This window comes from Roseateles sp. (assembly GCF_039929605.1).
Classification (GTDB): Bacteria; Pseudomonadota; Gammaproteobacteria; order Burkholderiales; family Burkholderiaceae_C; genus Pelomonas.
The window spans coordinates 1-13,898 of the sequence record NZ_JBDSQX010000156.1; the positions used below are offsets into that span (position 1 = coordinate 1).

At 68.1% G+C, this 13,898-nt stretch carries 15 protein-coding genes and 1 tRNA gene; 8 read left to right on the forward strand and 8 right to left on the reverse strand.

Features of this window, described 5'->3' with window-relative positions; translation table 11 throughout:
* The 3 genes from ABIS05_RS21560 to ABIS05_RS21570 form a co-directional block, all read left to right on the forward strand.
* A partial coding sequence (locus ABIS05_RS21560) for a branched-chain amino acid ABC transporter permease (protein ID WP_348009944.1) occupies window positions 1–453 on the forward strand: 453 nt, incomplete at its 5' end.
* Window positions 454–467: 14 nt separating this feature from the next.
* The gene (locus ABIS05_RS21565; protein ID WP_348009945.1) at window positions 468–1,253 is read left to right on the forward strand and encodes an ABC transporter ATP-binding protein; all 786 of its coding nucleotides are present in this window, start codon (window positions 468–470) and stop codon (window positions 1,251–1,253) included.
* Between the two features lies 1 nt (window position 1,254).
* Window positions 1,255–1,974: an ABC transporter ATP-binding protein gene (locus tag ABIS05_RS21570; RefSeq protein WP_348009946.1), complete on the forward strand. Its 720-nt coding sequence runs from the start codon at window positions 1,255–1,257 to the stop codon at window positions 1,972–1,974.
* Window positions 1,975–2,019: 45 nt separating this feature from the next.
* Here the strand turns inward: ABIS05_RS21570 and ABIS05_RS21575 are convergent, their stop codons facing one another.
* The 4 genes from ABIS05_RS21575 to ABIS05_RS21590 form a co-directional block, all read right to left on the reverse strand.
* The gene (locus ABIS05_RS21575) at window positions 2,020–4,350 is read right to left on the reverse strand and encodes an alkaline phosphatase D family protein (RefSeq protein ID WP_348009947.1); all 2,331 of its coding nucleotides are present in this window, start codon (window positions 4,348–4,350) and stop codon (window positions 2,020–2,022) included.
* A gap of 68 nt (window positions 4,351–4,418) precedes the next feature.
* Window positions 4,419–5,474: a Glu/Leu/Phe/Val dehydrogenase dimerization domain-containing protein gene (locus tag ABIS05_RS21580; protein WP_348009948.1), complete on the reverse strand. Its 1,056-nt coding sequence runs from the start codon at window positions 5,472–5,474 to the stop codon at window positions 4,419–4,421.
* A gap of 92 nt (window positions 5,475–5,566) precedes the next feature.
* Entirely contained in the window at window positions 5,567–6,295 is a 729-nt protein-coding gene (locus ABIS05_RS21585; protein ID WP_348009949.1) for a 2OG-Fe dioxygenase family protein, read from the reverse strand.
* A 1-nt stretch (window position 6,296) separates the two neighbouring features.
* Entirely contained in the window at window positions 6,297–7,316 is a 1,020-nt protein-coding gene (locus ABIS05_RS21590) for a CDP-6-deoxy-delta-3,4-glucoseen reductase (protein ID WP_348009950.1), read from the reverse strand.
* Window positions 7,317–7,389: 73 nt separating this feature from the next.
* On the opposite strand from ABIS05_RS21590, the gene ABIS05_RS21595 reads away from it, so the two are divergent.
* Window positions 7,390–8,250 (forward strand): SDR family oxidoreductase, encoded by an 861-nt coding sequence (locus tag ABIS05_RS21595; protein WP_348009951.1) that lies wholly within the window; start codon window positions 7,390–7,392, stop codon window positions 8,248–8,250.
* Here ABIS05_RS21595 and ABIS05_RS21600 read toward each other — a convergent pair.
* Both ABIS05_RS21600 and ABIS05_RS21605 read right to left on the reverse strand, forming a co-directional pair.
* The gene (locus ABIS05_RS21600) at window positions 8,247–8,825 is read right to left on the reverse strand and encodes a rhomboid family intramembrane serine protease (protein ID WP_348009952.1); all 579 of its coding nucleotides are present in this window, start codon (window positions 8,823–8,825) and stop codon (window positions 8,247–8,249) included. The two genes, ABIS05_RS21595 and ABIS05_RS21600, sit on opposite strands and share 4 nt — an antisense overlap.
* A gap of 96 nt (window positions 8,826–8,921) precedes the next feature.
* Window positions 8,922–9,006: transfer RNA gene (locus ABIS05_RS21605), tRNA-Leu, on the reverse strand.
* A gap of 93 nt (window positions 9,007–9,099) precedes the next feature.
* Between ABIS05_RS21605 and cysM the strand changes: the two genes are divergently transcribed.
* From cysM to ABIS05_RS21620, 3 genes are read left to right on the forward strand one after another with little or no spacing between them, the layout of a single operon-like run.
* The gene (gene cysM / locus ABIS05_RS21610; RefSeq protein WP_348009953.1) at window positions 9,100–9,996 is read left to right on the forward strand and encodes a cysteine synthase CysM; all 897 of its coding nucleotides are present in this window, start codon (window positions 9,100–9,102) and stop codon (window positions 9,994–9,996) included.
* The gene (locus ABIS05_RS21615; RefSeq protein ID WP_348009954.1) at window positions 9,993–10,526 is read left to right on the forward strand and encodes an NUDIX hydrolase; all 534 of its coding nucleotides are present in this window, start codon (window positions 9,993–9,995) and stop codon (window positions 10,524–10,526) included. The genes cysM and ABIS05_RS21615 overlap by 4 nt, the downstream gene beginning before the upstream one ends.
* A 4-nt stretch (window positions 10,527–10,530) precedes the next feature.
* On the forward strand, window positions 10,531–10,758 hold the full coding sequence (locus ABIS05_RS21620) for a sulfurtransferase TusA family protein (protein ID WP_348009955.1): 228 nt from the start codon (window positions 10,531–10,533) through the stop codon (window positions 10,756–10,758).
* Between the two features lie 8 nt (window positions 10,759–10,766).
* Here ABIS05_RS21620 and galU read toward each other — a convergent pair whose 3' ends face one another.
* Complete coding sequence (gene galU / locus ABIS05_RS21625) at window positions 10,767–11,660, reverse strand: UTP--glucose-1-phosphate uridylyltransferase GalU (RefSeq protein ID WP_348009956.1); 894 nt, start codon at window positions 11,658–11,660, stop codon at window positions 10,767–10,769.
* A gap of 86 nt (window positions 11,661–11,746) precedes the next feature.
* On the opposite strand from galU, the gene ABIS05_RS21630 reads away from it, so the two are divergent.
* Window positions 11,747–12,691, forward strand: coding sequence for an NAD(P)-dependent oxidoreductase (locus tag ABIS05_RS21630; RefSeq protein WP_348009957.1), 945 nt, complete (start codon window positions 11,747–11,749; stop codon window positions 12,689–12,691).
* Here ABIS05_RS21630 and ABIS05_RS21635 read toward each other — a convergent pair.
* Window positions 12,685–13,898, reverse strand: a 1,214-nt coding sequence (locus ABIS05_RS21635; protein WP_348009958.1) for a class I tRNA ligase family protein, incomplete at its 5' end; no start/stop codon positions are given. The two genes, ABIS05_RS21630 and ABIS05_RS21635, sit on opposite strands and share 7 nt — an antisense overlap.

Below are 13,898 nucleotides of genomic sequence, written 5' to 3' on the forward strand. Positions count from 1 at the left end.
CGCATCGGCCGCGCCTGGATGGCCATCCGCGAGGACGAGATCGCCGCCAAGGCCATGGGCATCAACACCCGCAACCTCAAGCTGCTGGCCTTCGGCATGGGCGCCACCTTCGGCGGCGTATCGGGCACGATGTTCGCGAGCTTCCAGGGCTTCGTGTCGCCCGAGTCCTTCAGCCTGCAGGAGTCCGTGATGATCGTCGCGATGGTCGTGCTGGGCGGCATCGGCCATATCCCCGGCGTCATCCTCGGCGCGCTGATGCTGTCGGCCCTGCCCGAGGTGCTGCGCTACGTGGCGGGCGACATCCAGAACATGACCGACGGCCGCATTGATGCCTCCATCCTGCGGCAGTTGCTGGTGGCCTCGGCCATGATCATCATCATGCTGGTCCGCCCGCGCGGCCTGTGGCCGTCGCCCGCGCACGGCAAGGTCGCTCCCCCGGCCGCCACGAAGTGAGGGAGGACGCCAACATGACCACACACGACAACATCGTCCTCAACGTCAGCGGCGCGTCCAAGCGCTTCGGCGGCGTGCAAGCCCTGTCGGACGTCGGCATCCAGATCCAGCGCGGCCAGGTCTACGGCCTCATCGGCCCCAACGGCGCCGGCAAGACGACCTTCTTCAATGTCATCACCGGGCTCTACGTGCCCGACGGCGGCAGCTTCACGCTCGGCGGCACGCCCTACAAGCCGCAGGCGGTGCACCAGGTCGCCAAGGCCGGCATTGCGCGCACCTTCCAAAACATCCGCCTCTTCGCCGACATGACGGCGCTGGAGAACGTCATGGTCGGCCGCCACATCCGCACCAAATCCGGCTTGATCGGTGCCGTCTTCCGCACGCCGGGCTTCAAGGCCGAAGAGGCCGCCATCAAGGCGCGGGCGCAGGAGCTGCTGGACTACGTCGGCATTGGCAAGTTCGCCGAGTACAAGGCGCGCACGCTGAGCTACGGCGACCAGCGCCGCCTGGAGATCGCGCGCGCGCTGGCCACCGACCCGCAGCTCATCGCGCTGGACGAACCCGCCGCCGGCATGAACGCGACCGAGAAGGTCGTGCTGCGCGAGCTGATCGACCGCATCCGCAAGGACGGCCGCACCATCCTGCTGATCGAGCACGATGTGAAGCTCGTCATGGGCCTGTGCGACCGCGTGACCGTGCTGGACTACGGCAAGCAGATTGCCGAAGGCACGCCGGCCGAGGTGCAGAACAACGAAAAGGTGATCGAGGCCTACCTCGGCGCCGGCCACAAGGCTCATTGACATGACAACCAAGCAAACCCTGCTCAAGGTCAGCGGCCTGAAGGTCGCTTACGGCGGGATCCAGGCCGTCAAGGGCGTCAGCTTCGAGGTGCGCGAGGGCGAACTCGTCAGCCTGATCGGCGCCAATGGCGCCGGCAAGACGACCACGCTGAAGGCCATCACCGGCCTGCAGCCCGTGGGCTCAGGCCAGATCGAATACCTCGGCAGGTCCATCAAGGGCCAAGGTGCCTGGGACCTGGCCAAGCAAGGCCTAGTCATGGTGCCCGAAGGCCGTGGCACGTTCACGCGCATGACCATCACCGAAAACCTGCAGATGGGCGCCTACAACCGCAAGGACGCCGAGATCGACGCCGACATGGACAAGGTCTTCGCGCTCTTCCCGCGCTTGAAGGAACGCGCCAAGCAGCTGGCCGGCACCATGTCCGGCGGCGAACAGCAGATGCTGGCCATGGGCCGCGCGCTGATGGCGCGACCGAAGGTGCTGCTGTTGGACGAGCCATCCATGGGCCTGTCGCCCATCATGGTGGACAAGATTTTCGAGGTCGTGAACGACATCCACCAGCAGGGCGTCACCGTGCTGCTCGTCGAGCAGAACGCCAGCCGCGCGCTGCAGCTCGCCAATCGCGGCTACGTGATGGAGTCGGGCGAGGTGACGATGGAAGGCGAGGGCAAGGCGCTGCTGAACGACCCCAAGGTCAGGGCCGCCTACCTCGGCGAATGAGAAACGCCCGGCAGTGCCGGGCGTTTCGTCTTGGAGCTGCGGCGCTCAGACGAGGTTCACGTCGGTCACGCCCGCCGCCACCCGCACGCGCTTCACGCTGGCCACCGGCACCGTGGGCGCCATGCCGCCCGCCTGGCGCGCGACCTTCTTGAAGTCGCACAGCAGCTCGGTCTTGCTCAACGTGACCACGGCGTAGCCCTGGGCGTCGCTGTCGACGTGTTTGATCCACGGGTTGTTGACCGGCGGGGCGGCGGCGGTGGTCGCGTCGGCAAACGGGTTCAGGCGCTTGACGATCTCCGACGTCGGCACGGCCGAAGGCGCAATGCCCAGGGCCGTCGCCAGCTTCTGGCGGATCAGGCCGAAGAGCGTCATCGCAGCCACTGATGTGCTCGCGCCGGCCAAGGCGGCAATCGTGGCGGCGACGATGCTGCCCATCGTGCCGGCCTGGGTCTCGTCCAGCGTGACGATGAGGTCCGTGGACAGGCCAGTGGTCGGCGCAAAGGCCGCAGCCGGCACCAGCCCACGGGCGACGGCTGCGTCCGCCGCAGCCTGGATGGCGGCCGTGTTGCTCAGGTCCGTCACGCCCGCGTCGGCGGCGATGGCGGCACCCAGCATCTGGATGGCGATGGCTTCTGACTCGGCCGCGCTCGTCGCCACCAGCGGCTTGAGCGCTGCGTAGGGCGGCTGCGAGGCGGCGCCGAGGAAGTAGCTGAAGTTCGAGTTGCTGGACACGCCGGCCGTGACGAGGTCGACCATCGCCGGCATGAGCGGCGCAAGCGGCGCGGCGTCGTAGTCGGCCATGACGACGCCGGCATAGAAGGCGTGGATGTCGCCCGTGACCGCCACGACGTTTTTCACCCCCTTGGCGAGCAACTGGTCCATCAGGTATTTGCGCTCGGCGTTGAAGCCGTCCCACTGGTCGGCGTTCAGCACGAACCTGGCCTGGTAGGCGGCCGGCGCGGTGGGGATGCTGGCGCCGTCCACGCCCATGCGCAAAAGCGACACCTCGTTGCCCCAGACCTTCCACAGCGCGGGCGACGCCGTCATCGTCTGCACCCACCACTGGCGCTGCGCAGCGCCAAGGATGCTGACGGGCGCCAGCGGGTCGGGCAGCGTGGCGGCGGCGGCGAGCTTGGCTGTCTCCACCGCCGACAGCGTGGCTTGCGGCACCATGTAGCGCGCGCCGATGGCGCCTGCGGGCTGGCCGGTCAGCGGGCTGGGCGCGGCCTCGGCGATGAGGTGGTCGGCGCGGTAGAGGCGCTCGTCGGTCATCACCATGTGCATCAGCCGACCGAACTTCAGGTCGCGGTAGATGCGGATGCCGGTGATGCCCGCAACCGGGTCCAGCGTGAACGGGATGTCGGCCGGCATGTTCTCGAACCAGGCCTGGCTGGCCGCGAGGCGGCGCGCGGTCTGGGCCGTGTTGTCGCCGGCCTGCGTGGTCGCGTTGAAGCTGCCGTTGTCGTAGGTCTGGCGGTCCTGCCAGCCGTCGTCGCTGAACTCGTGGTCGTCCCAGATGGCGACGAAGGCAAAGCGCTCGTGCAGGTTCTGCAGGCGGCGGTCGCTGCGGTAGCGCTTGTAGAGGTAGCGGTAGTCAGCCAGCGTGGTCGCGTACTTGCCTCCATTGGGCAAGGCGGTGCCATTGGGTAGCACCAGCGGCGCGTGGGCGCTCTCGACGCCGCCGGGCTGGCGGTCGGCGCTGACGGTCTCGTAGATGTAGTCGCCCAGGTGCACGACGAAGTCGATGTTCTCGGCAGCCAGCGCGTCCAGGCCGGCCCAGTGGTTGACGTTCCAGTCCTGGCAGGAGATGAAGGCGAAGCTCAGGGCGCTGTTGTCGGCCTCGGCCGCTGGCGCGGTCTTGAAGCGGCCCACGCGCGAGCGGCTGTCGCCGGCGGTGAATTGGTAGTAGTAGACGGTGGCCGGCTGCAAGCCGGCGATGCGGTGGCGCAGCGTGTGGTCGTAGAACTCGTAGACGGGCACGTCGGCGGCGGCGTCGACCGTGTCGGTCAGTGCCGTCGTCGTGCCCTGCAGCGCAGCGTTGGCTGCGGCGCTGCTGATGCTGAGCCTAACCGTGTAGCTGCCGGCACCGTTGGCGCTGGTCACATCGTCCGCGCCGTTTGGCACCACGCGTGCCCACAGCACCGCGCCGTCGGGCCTGGGGTCGCCCGAGGCCACCGACTGCGGGAACTTGTGTGCGCCGGTCGCGGCCGGCGCTGCGGGAAGGGGCGTGTCCGAGCCGGGGAAGGTCGGCGGCATCGGCTGGATGGGCGTGTCGCTGCCGCCGCCGCAGCCCACGAGGCCCGACAACGCCGTCGAAGCGGTGATCAGCGCGCCGACCTGGGCGGCGCTGCGGCAAAGAAAACGGCGGCGATCCATGGCGGGCCCCTTCCTGGTCGAGAAGGAGTTGGCCGGCAAACCGCGCGCCTGCCGAGCCTCGCAGCCTCTCAGGCTTGGCGGACGAGTTTGCTGCGCGCCCAGTCGTCCGCCACGCGGGCCGGCGTCGAGTCGGCCGTCTGCACGCGCTGCAGCAGTTCTTCCACGCGCTCGGCGATCTTGCCGACCTCGGCCATGACCTTGGCTTCTTCGCCCTCGCCGCGGTACTCGCGGGCCACGCTGATGATGCCGCCGGCATTCACCAGGTAGTCGGGCAGGTAGCAGATGCCGCGGCGCTGCAGCGCGTCGCCGTCGGCCGCCGTGGCGAGCTGGTTGTTGGCCGCGCCGGCGATCAGTTTGGCGCGCAGTGCGGGCACCGTCAGCTCGTTCAGCGACGCACCCAGCGCGCAGGGCGCCAGCACGTCAACATCGGCCGCCAGGATCTCGGCCACGCTGGCAGCCGTTGCACCGAACTGCGCCACCGCGCGCTCGACCTTGGCCGCATCCACGTCGGCCACCACGAGCCCGGCGCCGGCCGCGTGCAGGAACTCGGCCAGATGCCAGCCCACCGCGCCCAGGCCCTGCAGCGCGACGCGCACGCCCTCAAGTGACGAGCGGCCCAGCACCAGGCGCGCGCCGGCCTGGATGGACACGAACACGCCCCAGGCCGTCTTGGGACTGGGGTCGCCACCGAACGCGCCTTCGCGCGGGATGCCACTGACGAAAGGCGTGTGGGCCTGCATGCCGCGCATGTCGGCCGTCGTGGTGCCGACGTCTTCGGCGGTGATGTAGGCGCCATTCAGCGACTGCACGGCGCGGCCGAAGGCGGCGAACAGGGCGGGACGGTCGAAGGCGCCTGGGGGCTTCAGGATGACGGCCTTGCCGCCGCCGAAGGGCAGGTCGGCCAGCGCATTCTTCAGGCTCATGCCCTGGGACAGGCGCAGTGCGTCGTTCAGCGCGGCGGCGTCGGATTCGTAGTGCCACAGCCGGCAGCCACCAAAGGCGGGACCGCGCGCGGTGCTGTGCACGGCGAGGATGGCCTTGAGGCCGGTGGCCGGGTCGGTGGCGAGCAGCACGCGCTCGTGGGCGGGTTGCTCGGGCAAGCCGAAGAGGGAGGTCGAGTTCATGACATTCAGCGCTTGTGGCGTGGCAGTGGATATAAGAACGGCCACGCTTTTGGCGCGGCCGTTGTCAGTGTAGGCGGCGAGCCAGCAAGGCGTCAGGGTCCCTGGAAGCCGCCGCTTCGCAAGGTGATGACCAAGGTATCGCGCCAGCCGCGCTCGCCCGCCGTCAACGGCTGGATGGGCGTCGTCTCATGGATGACGCGCGCGTCGTCCAGCAGCAGCGTCGTCCAAGGCTCGGTCATCGTGAAGCGCTGGCCGGCAGGGCCGGCGGCGTCGAACACGCGCGACTCGCCGCCCTTGATGCCGTGGCGGCCGACGAACACCACGGCGACAAGGTCGACGCCGTCGCGATGGGCACCCTCGGGCGTCGGCCGGCCGATGCCGTCGCTCGTGTCGATGCGAAAGGGGTGCGCTTCGATGAACCAGGGTTGCTCGCCGCGCAGCGCCGAGGCTGTCTTCGCCAGGCCCAGCAGCAGCGCCGTCCAGGCGGGTGAAGTGAGCATCTCCTGCGCCAGCGGCACGAACCAGCGCTGGATGCCGCCGTGCAGTGCGTTGTAGTCCAGCGGCTGCCAGTGGGCGCGATGGGGCATCAGCGTCAGCGTGCCGCCGTCGGCCACGAAACAGCCGTGGCGGCGGAAGCGGTAGCGGCCGCCGTCGCGCAGATAGCCGTCGGGTGGCAAGTCGTCCCAGCAGGGCTTGAGGGCGTCGAGGTCGTTCGCGGTGACGCCGAGTGCGGCCAGCGCGCAGGGGGCAATCACCGCCTCGCCATCTCGCTTGAGCGCGCCGATCAGGTCGGCCGGGTCAGTCCATGGCGGCGCGAACATTTCAGTGCTTGTCGGCTTCGGAGGTGAAGGCGTCGGCGTAGAACTCACCTTCGGGCAGATGGCACTGCGCGACGAAGTCCTGCTGCGCCGAGTCGACCATGATGGGTGCGCCGCAGGCGTAGACCTGATGGCCCGACAGGTCGGGCAGGTCTTGCATCACCGCGCGATGGACAAAGCCGGTGCGCCTGGTCCAGCCCTCATCGGGCTCCGACAGCACGGGCACATAGGTCAGCTCAGGCCAATCGGCGGCGATCCGTGCCACCCAGTCGTTCAGGTAGAGATCGGCCTGCTTGCGGGCACCCCAGTACAGCACCATGGGCCGCTTGGAGCCAATGTGGCGAGCGCGCTCGATGATGGCCTTGATGGGCGCGAAGCCCGTGCCGCTGGCCAGCAGCACCATGGGTTTGTCGCTGTCCTCGCGCAGGAAGAAGCTGCCGAATGGGCCTTCCATGCGCAGGATGTCCTTCTCCTTCAGCGCGCCGAAGACGTGGTCGGTGAACTTGCCGCCCGGCATGTGGCGGATGTGTAGCTCGATCTGGCCGGGCAGCGAGTGCGGCGCATTGGCCATGGAGTAGCTGCGGCGCGCACCGTCGCGCAGGATGAACTCGACGTACTGGCCGGCGCGGAACTGGAAGTTCTGGTTGGCGGCGAGCTGCATCGTCAGCACGGCCACGTCGGGCGCCGGCTTGAGGATGGCCGACACGCGGCTAGGCAGCTTCAGCACGGGGAACTCGCCGGCGCCCGGCACCGTGCGGGCCTCGACGGTGCAATCCGTCTGCGGCCGTGCGCAGCAGGTCAGCACGAAGCCCGCAGCTTCCTCTTCCGCAGACAGCGCCTTGGGCTGGTGGTTGCCGTGAATGACGGCGCCTTCGAGCAGCTTGCTCTTGCAGGAGCCGCAGGCGCCGTCCTTGCAGCCGTAGGGCAGGCCCACGCCGTTGCGGATGGCTGCGGCAAGCAGGGTGTCGTCACCCTCTGTTTGATAGACGCGGCCGGCGGGCTGGATGGTGATCTGGTAGGACATGGCTTCAAAAAGCAAGCGGCCCCGCTGAGGAGTCCGGGGCCGTAGACTGCGGCGCATTTTGCCCGACCCTGGCATGACCCCAAGATTGCTCATCATCGGCTGCGGCGACGTCGGCTTGCGCGTGCTGAAGGCGCTGAGCGGCCGCTGGCGCGTCTTCGCGCTGACGTCCAACCCGGCCCGCGCCGCTGCGCTGCGAGCGGCCGGTGCCGTACCGCTGCTGGGCAACCTGGACGGGCCCGCCACGTTGAGGCGCCTGGCAGGCCTGGCCGAACTCGTACTGCACCTTGCCCCGCCGGCACGCGATGGAGTGATCGACCAACGCACGCGCAACCTGCTTGCTGCGCTCGCGCTCAAGCCGCCTCGGGTGCTCGTCTACGCAAGTACGACCGGTGTCTACGGTGACTGCGGCGGCGCCTTCATCGACGAGACGCGTGCGTTGAACCCGGCGTCGGACCGCGCCCGCCGCCGTGTCGATGCCGAGGCGCAGCTGCGCGCCTTCGCCCGCCGCCACGGCACGCGCGTGAGCTTGCTGCGCATCCCCGGCATCTATGCCCGCGACCGCGACGGTGGGCATCCGCATGAGCGCCTTGCGCGCGGCACGCCGGTGCTGCGGCGCGAGGACGATGTCTTCACCAATCACATCCACGCCGATGACCTGGCCCGCGCCTGCGTGCTCGCGCTGCTGCGCGGCCGGCCGCAAAGGGCGGTGAATGTCTGCGACGACAGCCAGTTGCTGATGGGGGACTACTTCGACCTCGCGGCCGACCTCGCCAGCCTGCCGCGCCCCGAGCGCATCACGCGCGAAGAAGCCGCCGAGCGCATGGGCGCGATGCAACTGAGCTTTTGGAGTGAATCGCGCCGCATTGCCAACACTCGGCTCAAGCGCGAACTGGGCCTGGCCTTGCGCTACCCCACGCCTAAGGACGGGCTCTAACGGCGCCTGGACGATCGCCAGTGGCGGATCAGCAGCCACGCGCCCAGCATGCCGCCCAGGTGGGCGAAGTGGGCCACGCCGCTGCCGCGGTTGAAACCCAGGAGCAGTTCAAGCCCGCCATAGATCGCCACGAAGTACTTCGCCTTCATCGGGATGGGGGGGATCAACGGCACGATGATGCGGTTAGGAAACAACATGCCGAACGACAGCAGCAGGCCGAAGATCGCGCCCGATGCACCCACGGTCGGCGCATCGGTTCCTATGACGAAGGTGAAGATGAGCTGCACGATGGCCGCCGTCAGCGTGCTCGCCACCAGGATCATCATGTAGCGCTTAGGGCCCCACACGCGTTCCAACTCGCCGCCAAACATCCACAGGCCCAGCATATTGAAAAGCAGGTGCGTGAAGCTGCCGTGCAGGAAGGCGTAAGTCAACAACTGCCAGGGCAGGAACAGGCCCGAATTGACGGGCCACAGGGCAAACCAGATTTCGAGCCTCGGGAAGATCTCGAAGAAGCAGAAGAAGCCGACGCATGCCAGCAAAAAGGCTTTGGTGACCGGAGGCAGCGGGGGCATGGATTTGCGGTTGTGCACCTGGGGAAGGCGCCTGCATCGCAGGGGGCGACGCTTACCGTTTGAGTGTATGCCAGCGATTGTGGCTGCTGTTTCATCTGGTGCCCGGGGCCGGACTCGAACCGGCACACCTTGCGGCGGGGGATTTTGAGTCCCCTGCGTCTACCGATTTCGCCACCCGGGCCCGTCGGAAACAGCTACTCGCATGACTGCGAGAGGGGCGGATTATGCACTCGCAATGCCGTGGGCCGTCGACCCGCTGCCACAATCGCTCGCCATGAACTATCCGACCCTCGAAGACGTCATCGGCGCGACGCCGCTCGTGCGTCTGCAACGCCTGCTGGGTGCCGACGCGCGCGGCAATGTGATCCTGGCCAAGCTCGAAGGCAACAACCCGGCCGGTTCGGTGAAAGACCGCCCGGCCATCAGCATGATCAAACGCGCCGAGGAGCGCGGCGAGATCAAGCCCGGCGACACGCTGATCGAGGCCACCTCGGGCAACACCGGCATCGCGCTCGCGATGGCCGCCGCCATCCGCGGCTACCGCATGGTGCTGATCATGCCGGAGGACCTGTCCATCGAGCGGGCCCAGACGATGAGGGCCTTTGGCGCCGAACTCGTGCTCACTCCCAAGACCGGCGGCATGGAATACGCCCGCGACCTCGCCGAGCAGATGGCCAGCGAAGGCAAGGGCAGGGTGCTGGACCAGATCGCCAATGCCGACAACCCGCGCGCCCACTACGAGACCACCGGCCCCGAGCTGTGGAAGGACACCGGCGGGCGCATCACCCACTTCGTCAGTGCCATGGGCACCACCGGCACCATCACCGGTGTGTCGCGCTTCCTGAAGGAAAAGAACCCGGCCGTGCGCGTCGTCGGCGCCCAGCCGGCCGAAGGCTCGCGCATTCCCGGCATCCGCAAATGGCCCGAGGCCTACATGCCCAAGATCTACGACCCGGGCGGTATTGACGAACTCGTGCTGGTGAGCCAGAACGACGCCGAGGACATGGCTCGGCGGCTGGCGGCCGAGGAGGGCCTGTTCGCCGGCATCTCGGCGGCGGGCGCCTGCTGGGTGGCGCTGCAGATCGCTCGGCAGGTGGAGAACGCGACCATCGCCTTCATCGTCTGCGACCGCGGCGACCGCTATCTGTCGACGGGCGTGTTCCCTGCATGAAGCCTTATCGCTTCTGCCCGGACTGCGCCAGTGAACTGGCGCTGATCACGCAAGCCGAGGACGGTGGCGACAAGGAACGCCTGCGCTGCCCGGCGTGCGGCTTCACGCACTGGAACAACCCGACGCCGGTGCTGGCCGCAGTCATCGAATGCACCGACCGCGAGGGTCAGGTGTTGCTGGCGCGCAATGCGGCCTGGCCGGGCAAGTTCTTCGGCTTGATCACCGGTTTCATGGAGGCCGGCGAGTCGCCCGAGGACGGCATCCGGCGCGAGATCGCCGAGGAAACGTCGCTGCAGGTCGAGTCCTTGAGCCTGCTCGGCGTCTGGGATTTTCAGCGCATGAACCAGATCATCATTGCTTATCACGCTGCCTCGCGCGGCGAGATCAAGTTGTCGCCCGAACTGGCCGAATACAAGCTGATCGCGCCCGAGAAGGTGCGCTGCTGGCCGCAGGGCACGGGCCAGGCGCTGGCGACGTGGCTGCGCTCGCGCGGCATCGAGCCGCAGTGGCTAGACCTCAAGAGAGAATGACGAGATGGACGTCCAACGCGAGATCGATACCCGGGGCCTGAACTGCCCTCTGCCTATCCTGAAGGCCAAGAAGGCCCTGGCGGAGATGCTTAGCGGCGAGTTGCTGCGCGTCGTCGCGACCGACCCGAGTTCAATGCGCGACTTCCAGGCCTTTGCGCGTCAGACGGGCAATGAACTCGTCCAGCAGGAAACTGCCGGCACCGAGTTCATCCACGTGCTGCGCCGGCGCTGATCAACCGATCAGATCGGCAAGCCCTGCAGGAATTCCTTGAAACCCGGGCCAAGCTGCGGGTGGCTGAGGGCCAGCTCGACGTTGGCCTGCAGGAAACCTTCCTTGCTGCCGCAGTCGTAGCGCTTGCCTTCGTAGCGGTAGGCAAACACCTTCTCGCGGCGCAGCAGGCCGGCGATGCCGTCGGTGAGCTGGATCTCGCCGCCCACGCAGCGCGGCTGGTTGGCGATCTCGTGGAAGACGCCCGGCGTCAGGATGTAGCGGCCGGCCACGCCCAGGCGCGACGGCGCGTCCTCGGGGGCGGGCTTCTCGACGATGCGGGTCACGTCCATCAGGTTCTCGTTGACCTGCGTGCCGGCGACGATGCCGTAGCGGCGCGTGTGCTCGGCCGGCACTTCCTGCACGGCCAGGATGGAGGCGCGCCAATCGGCGAACTGCTCCACCATCTGCTTCAGGACGCCGCGGCCGGGCGAGGGGCCGACCATCAGGTCATCGGCCAGCAGCACGGCGAAGGCCTCGTTGCCGACCAGGCGCTGGCCGCACAGCACCGCATGCCCAAGGCCCAGGGCCTGGGCCTGGCGCACGTAGATGCACTGCATGTCGTCGGGCTTGACGCTGCGCACGACGTCCAGCAGATCCTGCTTGCCGGCGTTCTCGAGCGCGACTTCCAGCTCGAAGGTCATGTCGAAATGGTCTTCGATGGGGCGCTTGTGGCGGCCGGTCACGAAGATCATTTCGCGCACACCCGCTTCGTAGGCTTCCTCGACCGCGTACTGGATCAGCGGCTTGTCGACGACCGGCAGCATTTCCTTCGGCTGGGCCTTGGTGGCCGGCAGGAAGCGCGTGCCCAGACCGGCGACCGGGAAGATGGCTTTGGTGATCGGCGATTTGGACGAGGAGGCCATGGGTACACTGGTTTGAACAAGGGCGCGGCGATTGTGTCACGCGGGTTTTGACCGTTTTGACCCCTGAGTTGGCCACAAAAAAGACAATGTCCGTCCTGATCCTGGAACCGTTGGAAGCCGATGTTGTGCAGTGGCTCGCCGAGCGCCATGACGCACGTTTTGCGCCGGAACTTGTCGGTGATTTCGAGGGCCTGGTGGAGGCCTTGCAGCACGCCCGCGCGCTGGTCGCGCCGCCCGAGGTGCGCATCGACGCTGTGCTGGTGCGCAGCGCGCCGATGCTGCGCGCGATCGGCCGCGCCAGTGGTGGCATGGACAACATCGACGTCGAGGCTTGCCGCAAGGCCGGTGTCGAGGTCGTGCGCTCGCAGGCGTCGACAGCCAGCGCCGAGGCCGAGTTTGCCGTCGGCGCGTTGCTGAGCCTGCTCCGGCGCGTGCCCGTCGAGGGCAGTGACGGCCTCAAGGTCGGCCGCGAGCTGGGGTGCTCCACCGTCGGCGTGCTGGGCCTCACGCCCGCCACCCAGGTGCTGACCCAGTTGCTGCATGCCTTCGGCACGCGCGTCATCGGCTACGACCCCGCCTTGCACCCGAGCGATGCGACCTGGGCACGCTGGGGCATCGAGGCTGTGAGCCTGAGCCTGCTGATGGAAGAGAGCGATGGCCTGGTGCTGCTGCTCCCCTACTACGACCGTTATCGCGGCATCGTCGGCGAGCGTCAGTTGGAGGTTGCCCGGCCGGGCCAGGTTGTCGTGGGCCTGAGTCAGTCGGGTCTAGTGCATGAAGCGGCGCTGGCGCAGGCGCTGCGCAGCGGCCGCCTGCGGGCCGTGTGGTTCGACAGCCTGGAGCCGGGCTGGCTGGAGTCGGGCCGGCCCTTGCACGGCATGACCAACCTGCAGGTCACGCCGCGCCTGGCCGGCACGACACGCGAGTCCCGCGTGCGCGCGGCCTGGGCCGTGGCCCGCGGCATCGACGTGCTGCTGAGCCCGCCCGCCGGAGGCGCCAAGGCCCCGGCCAAGGCGGTCGACTATTACTGAGCCGGCAGGCGCGCCAACTGCTCACGCAGCCGCACCACCGTTTCCTTGTAGCCCGCCACGCGGGCGCGCTCCTGCTCGACGACGGCGGCCGGTGCACGGGCCACGAAGCTTTCGTTCGACAGCTTGGCCTCGATCTTCACGATCTCGCCATCGATGCGGGTGATCTCTTTGGTCAACCGGGCGCGCTCGGCCTCGACGTCGATCTCGACCTTCAGCGCCAGCTTGGCGGCGCCGTACACCAGCACGGGCGATGTGGCGCTCTGCCTGGCGAACTCGGCGTCGTCAGAGATCAGCTCGACGGCGCTGAGCCGGGCCAGGACCTTCAGCACCGGTGCCGCTTCGGCCAGGAAGCTCAGGTCGCCGCCCACTAGCAGCGGCACGCGCTCCTTGGGGTCAAGACTCATCTCGCTGCGCAGGCTGCGCGTCGTGCCGACGATTTCCTTCAGCTGAGCGATCCAGGCGTCAGCGGCCGGGTCGATGCGCTCCGGCTGACTGACCGGGTAGGGCGCCTGGCCGATGTAGTCGGTTGCCTTGCGGCCGGCCACGGGGGCGACGGTCTGCCATAGCTCTTCGGTGATGAAGGGCGCGATGGGGTGCAGCAGGCGCAGCGTCGTCTCCAGCACGCGGATCAGCGTGCGGCGGGTGGCACGCTGCTGGCTTTCGTCGCCGTTCTGGATCTGCACCTTGGCGATCTCCAGGTACCAGTCGCAGTACTCGTCCCAGACGAAGCTGTAGACGGCGTTGGCGACGTTGTCGAGGCGGTACTCGGCGAAGCCTTGCGCAGCGGCGGCTTCCACGCGCTGCAGCTCGCTGCTGATCCAGCGGTCGGCCTGGCTGAAGCTCAGATAGCCATGCGCCGTGCCGCCGGGCTGGCAATCGGCCTTGCTGTGTTCCTTCAGCCCGCAGTCCTGGCCCTCGCAGTTCATCAGCACAAAGCGGGTGGCATTCCACAGCTTGTTGCAGAAATTGCGGTAGCCCTCGCAGCGCTTGCTGTCGAAGTTGACGCTGCGGCCCAAAGTGGCCATCGCAGCGAAGGTGAAGCGCAGCGCGTCGGCACCGTAGCCGGGAATGCCCTCGGGGAATTCTTTTTCGGTCGCCTTGCGCACCTTCGGCGCGGTCTCGGGCTTGCGCAGACCTTGGGTGCGCTTGTCGAGCAAGGGGCCGATCTCGATGCCGTCGATCAGGTCGACCGGGTCGAGCACATTGC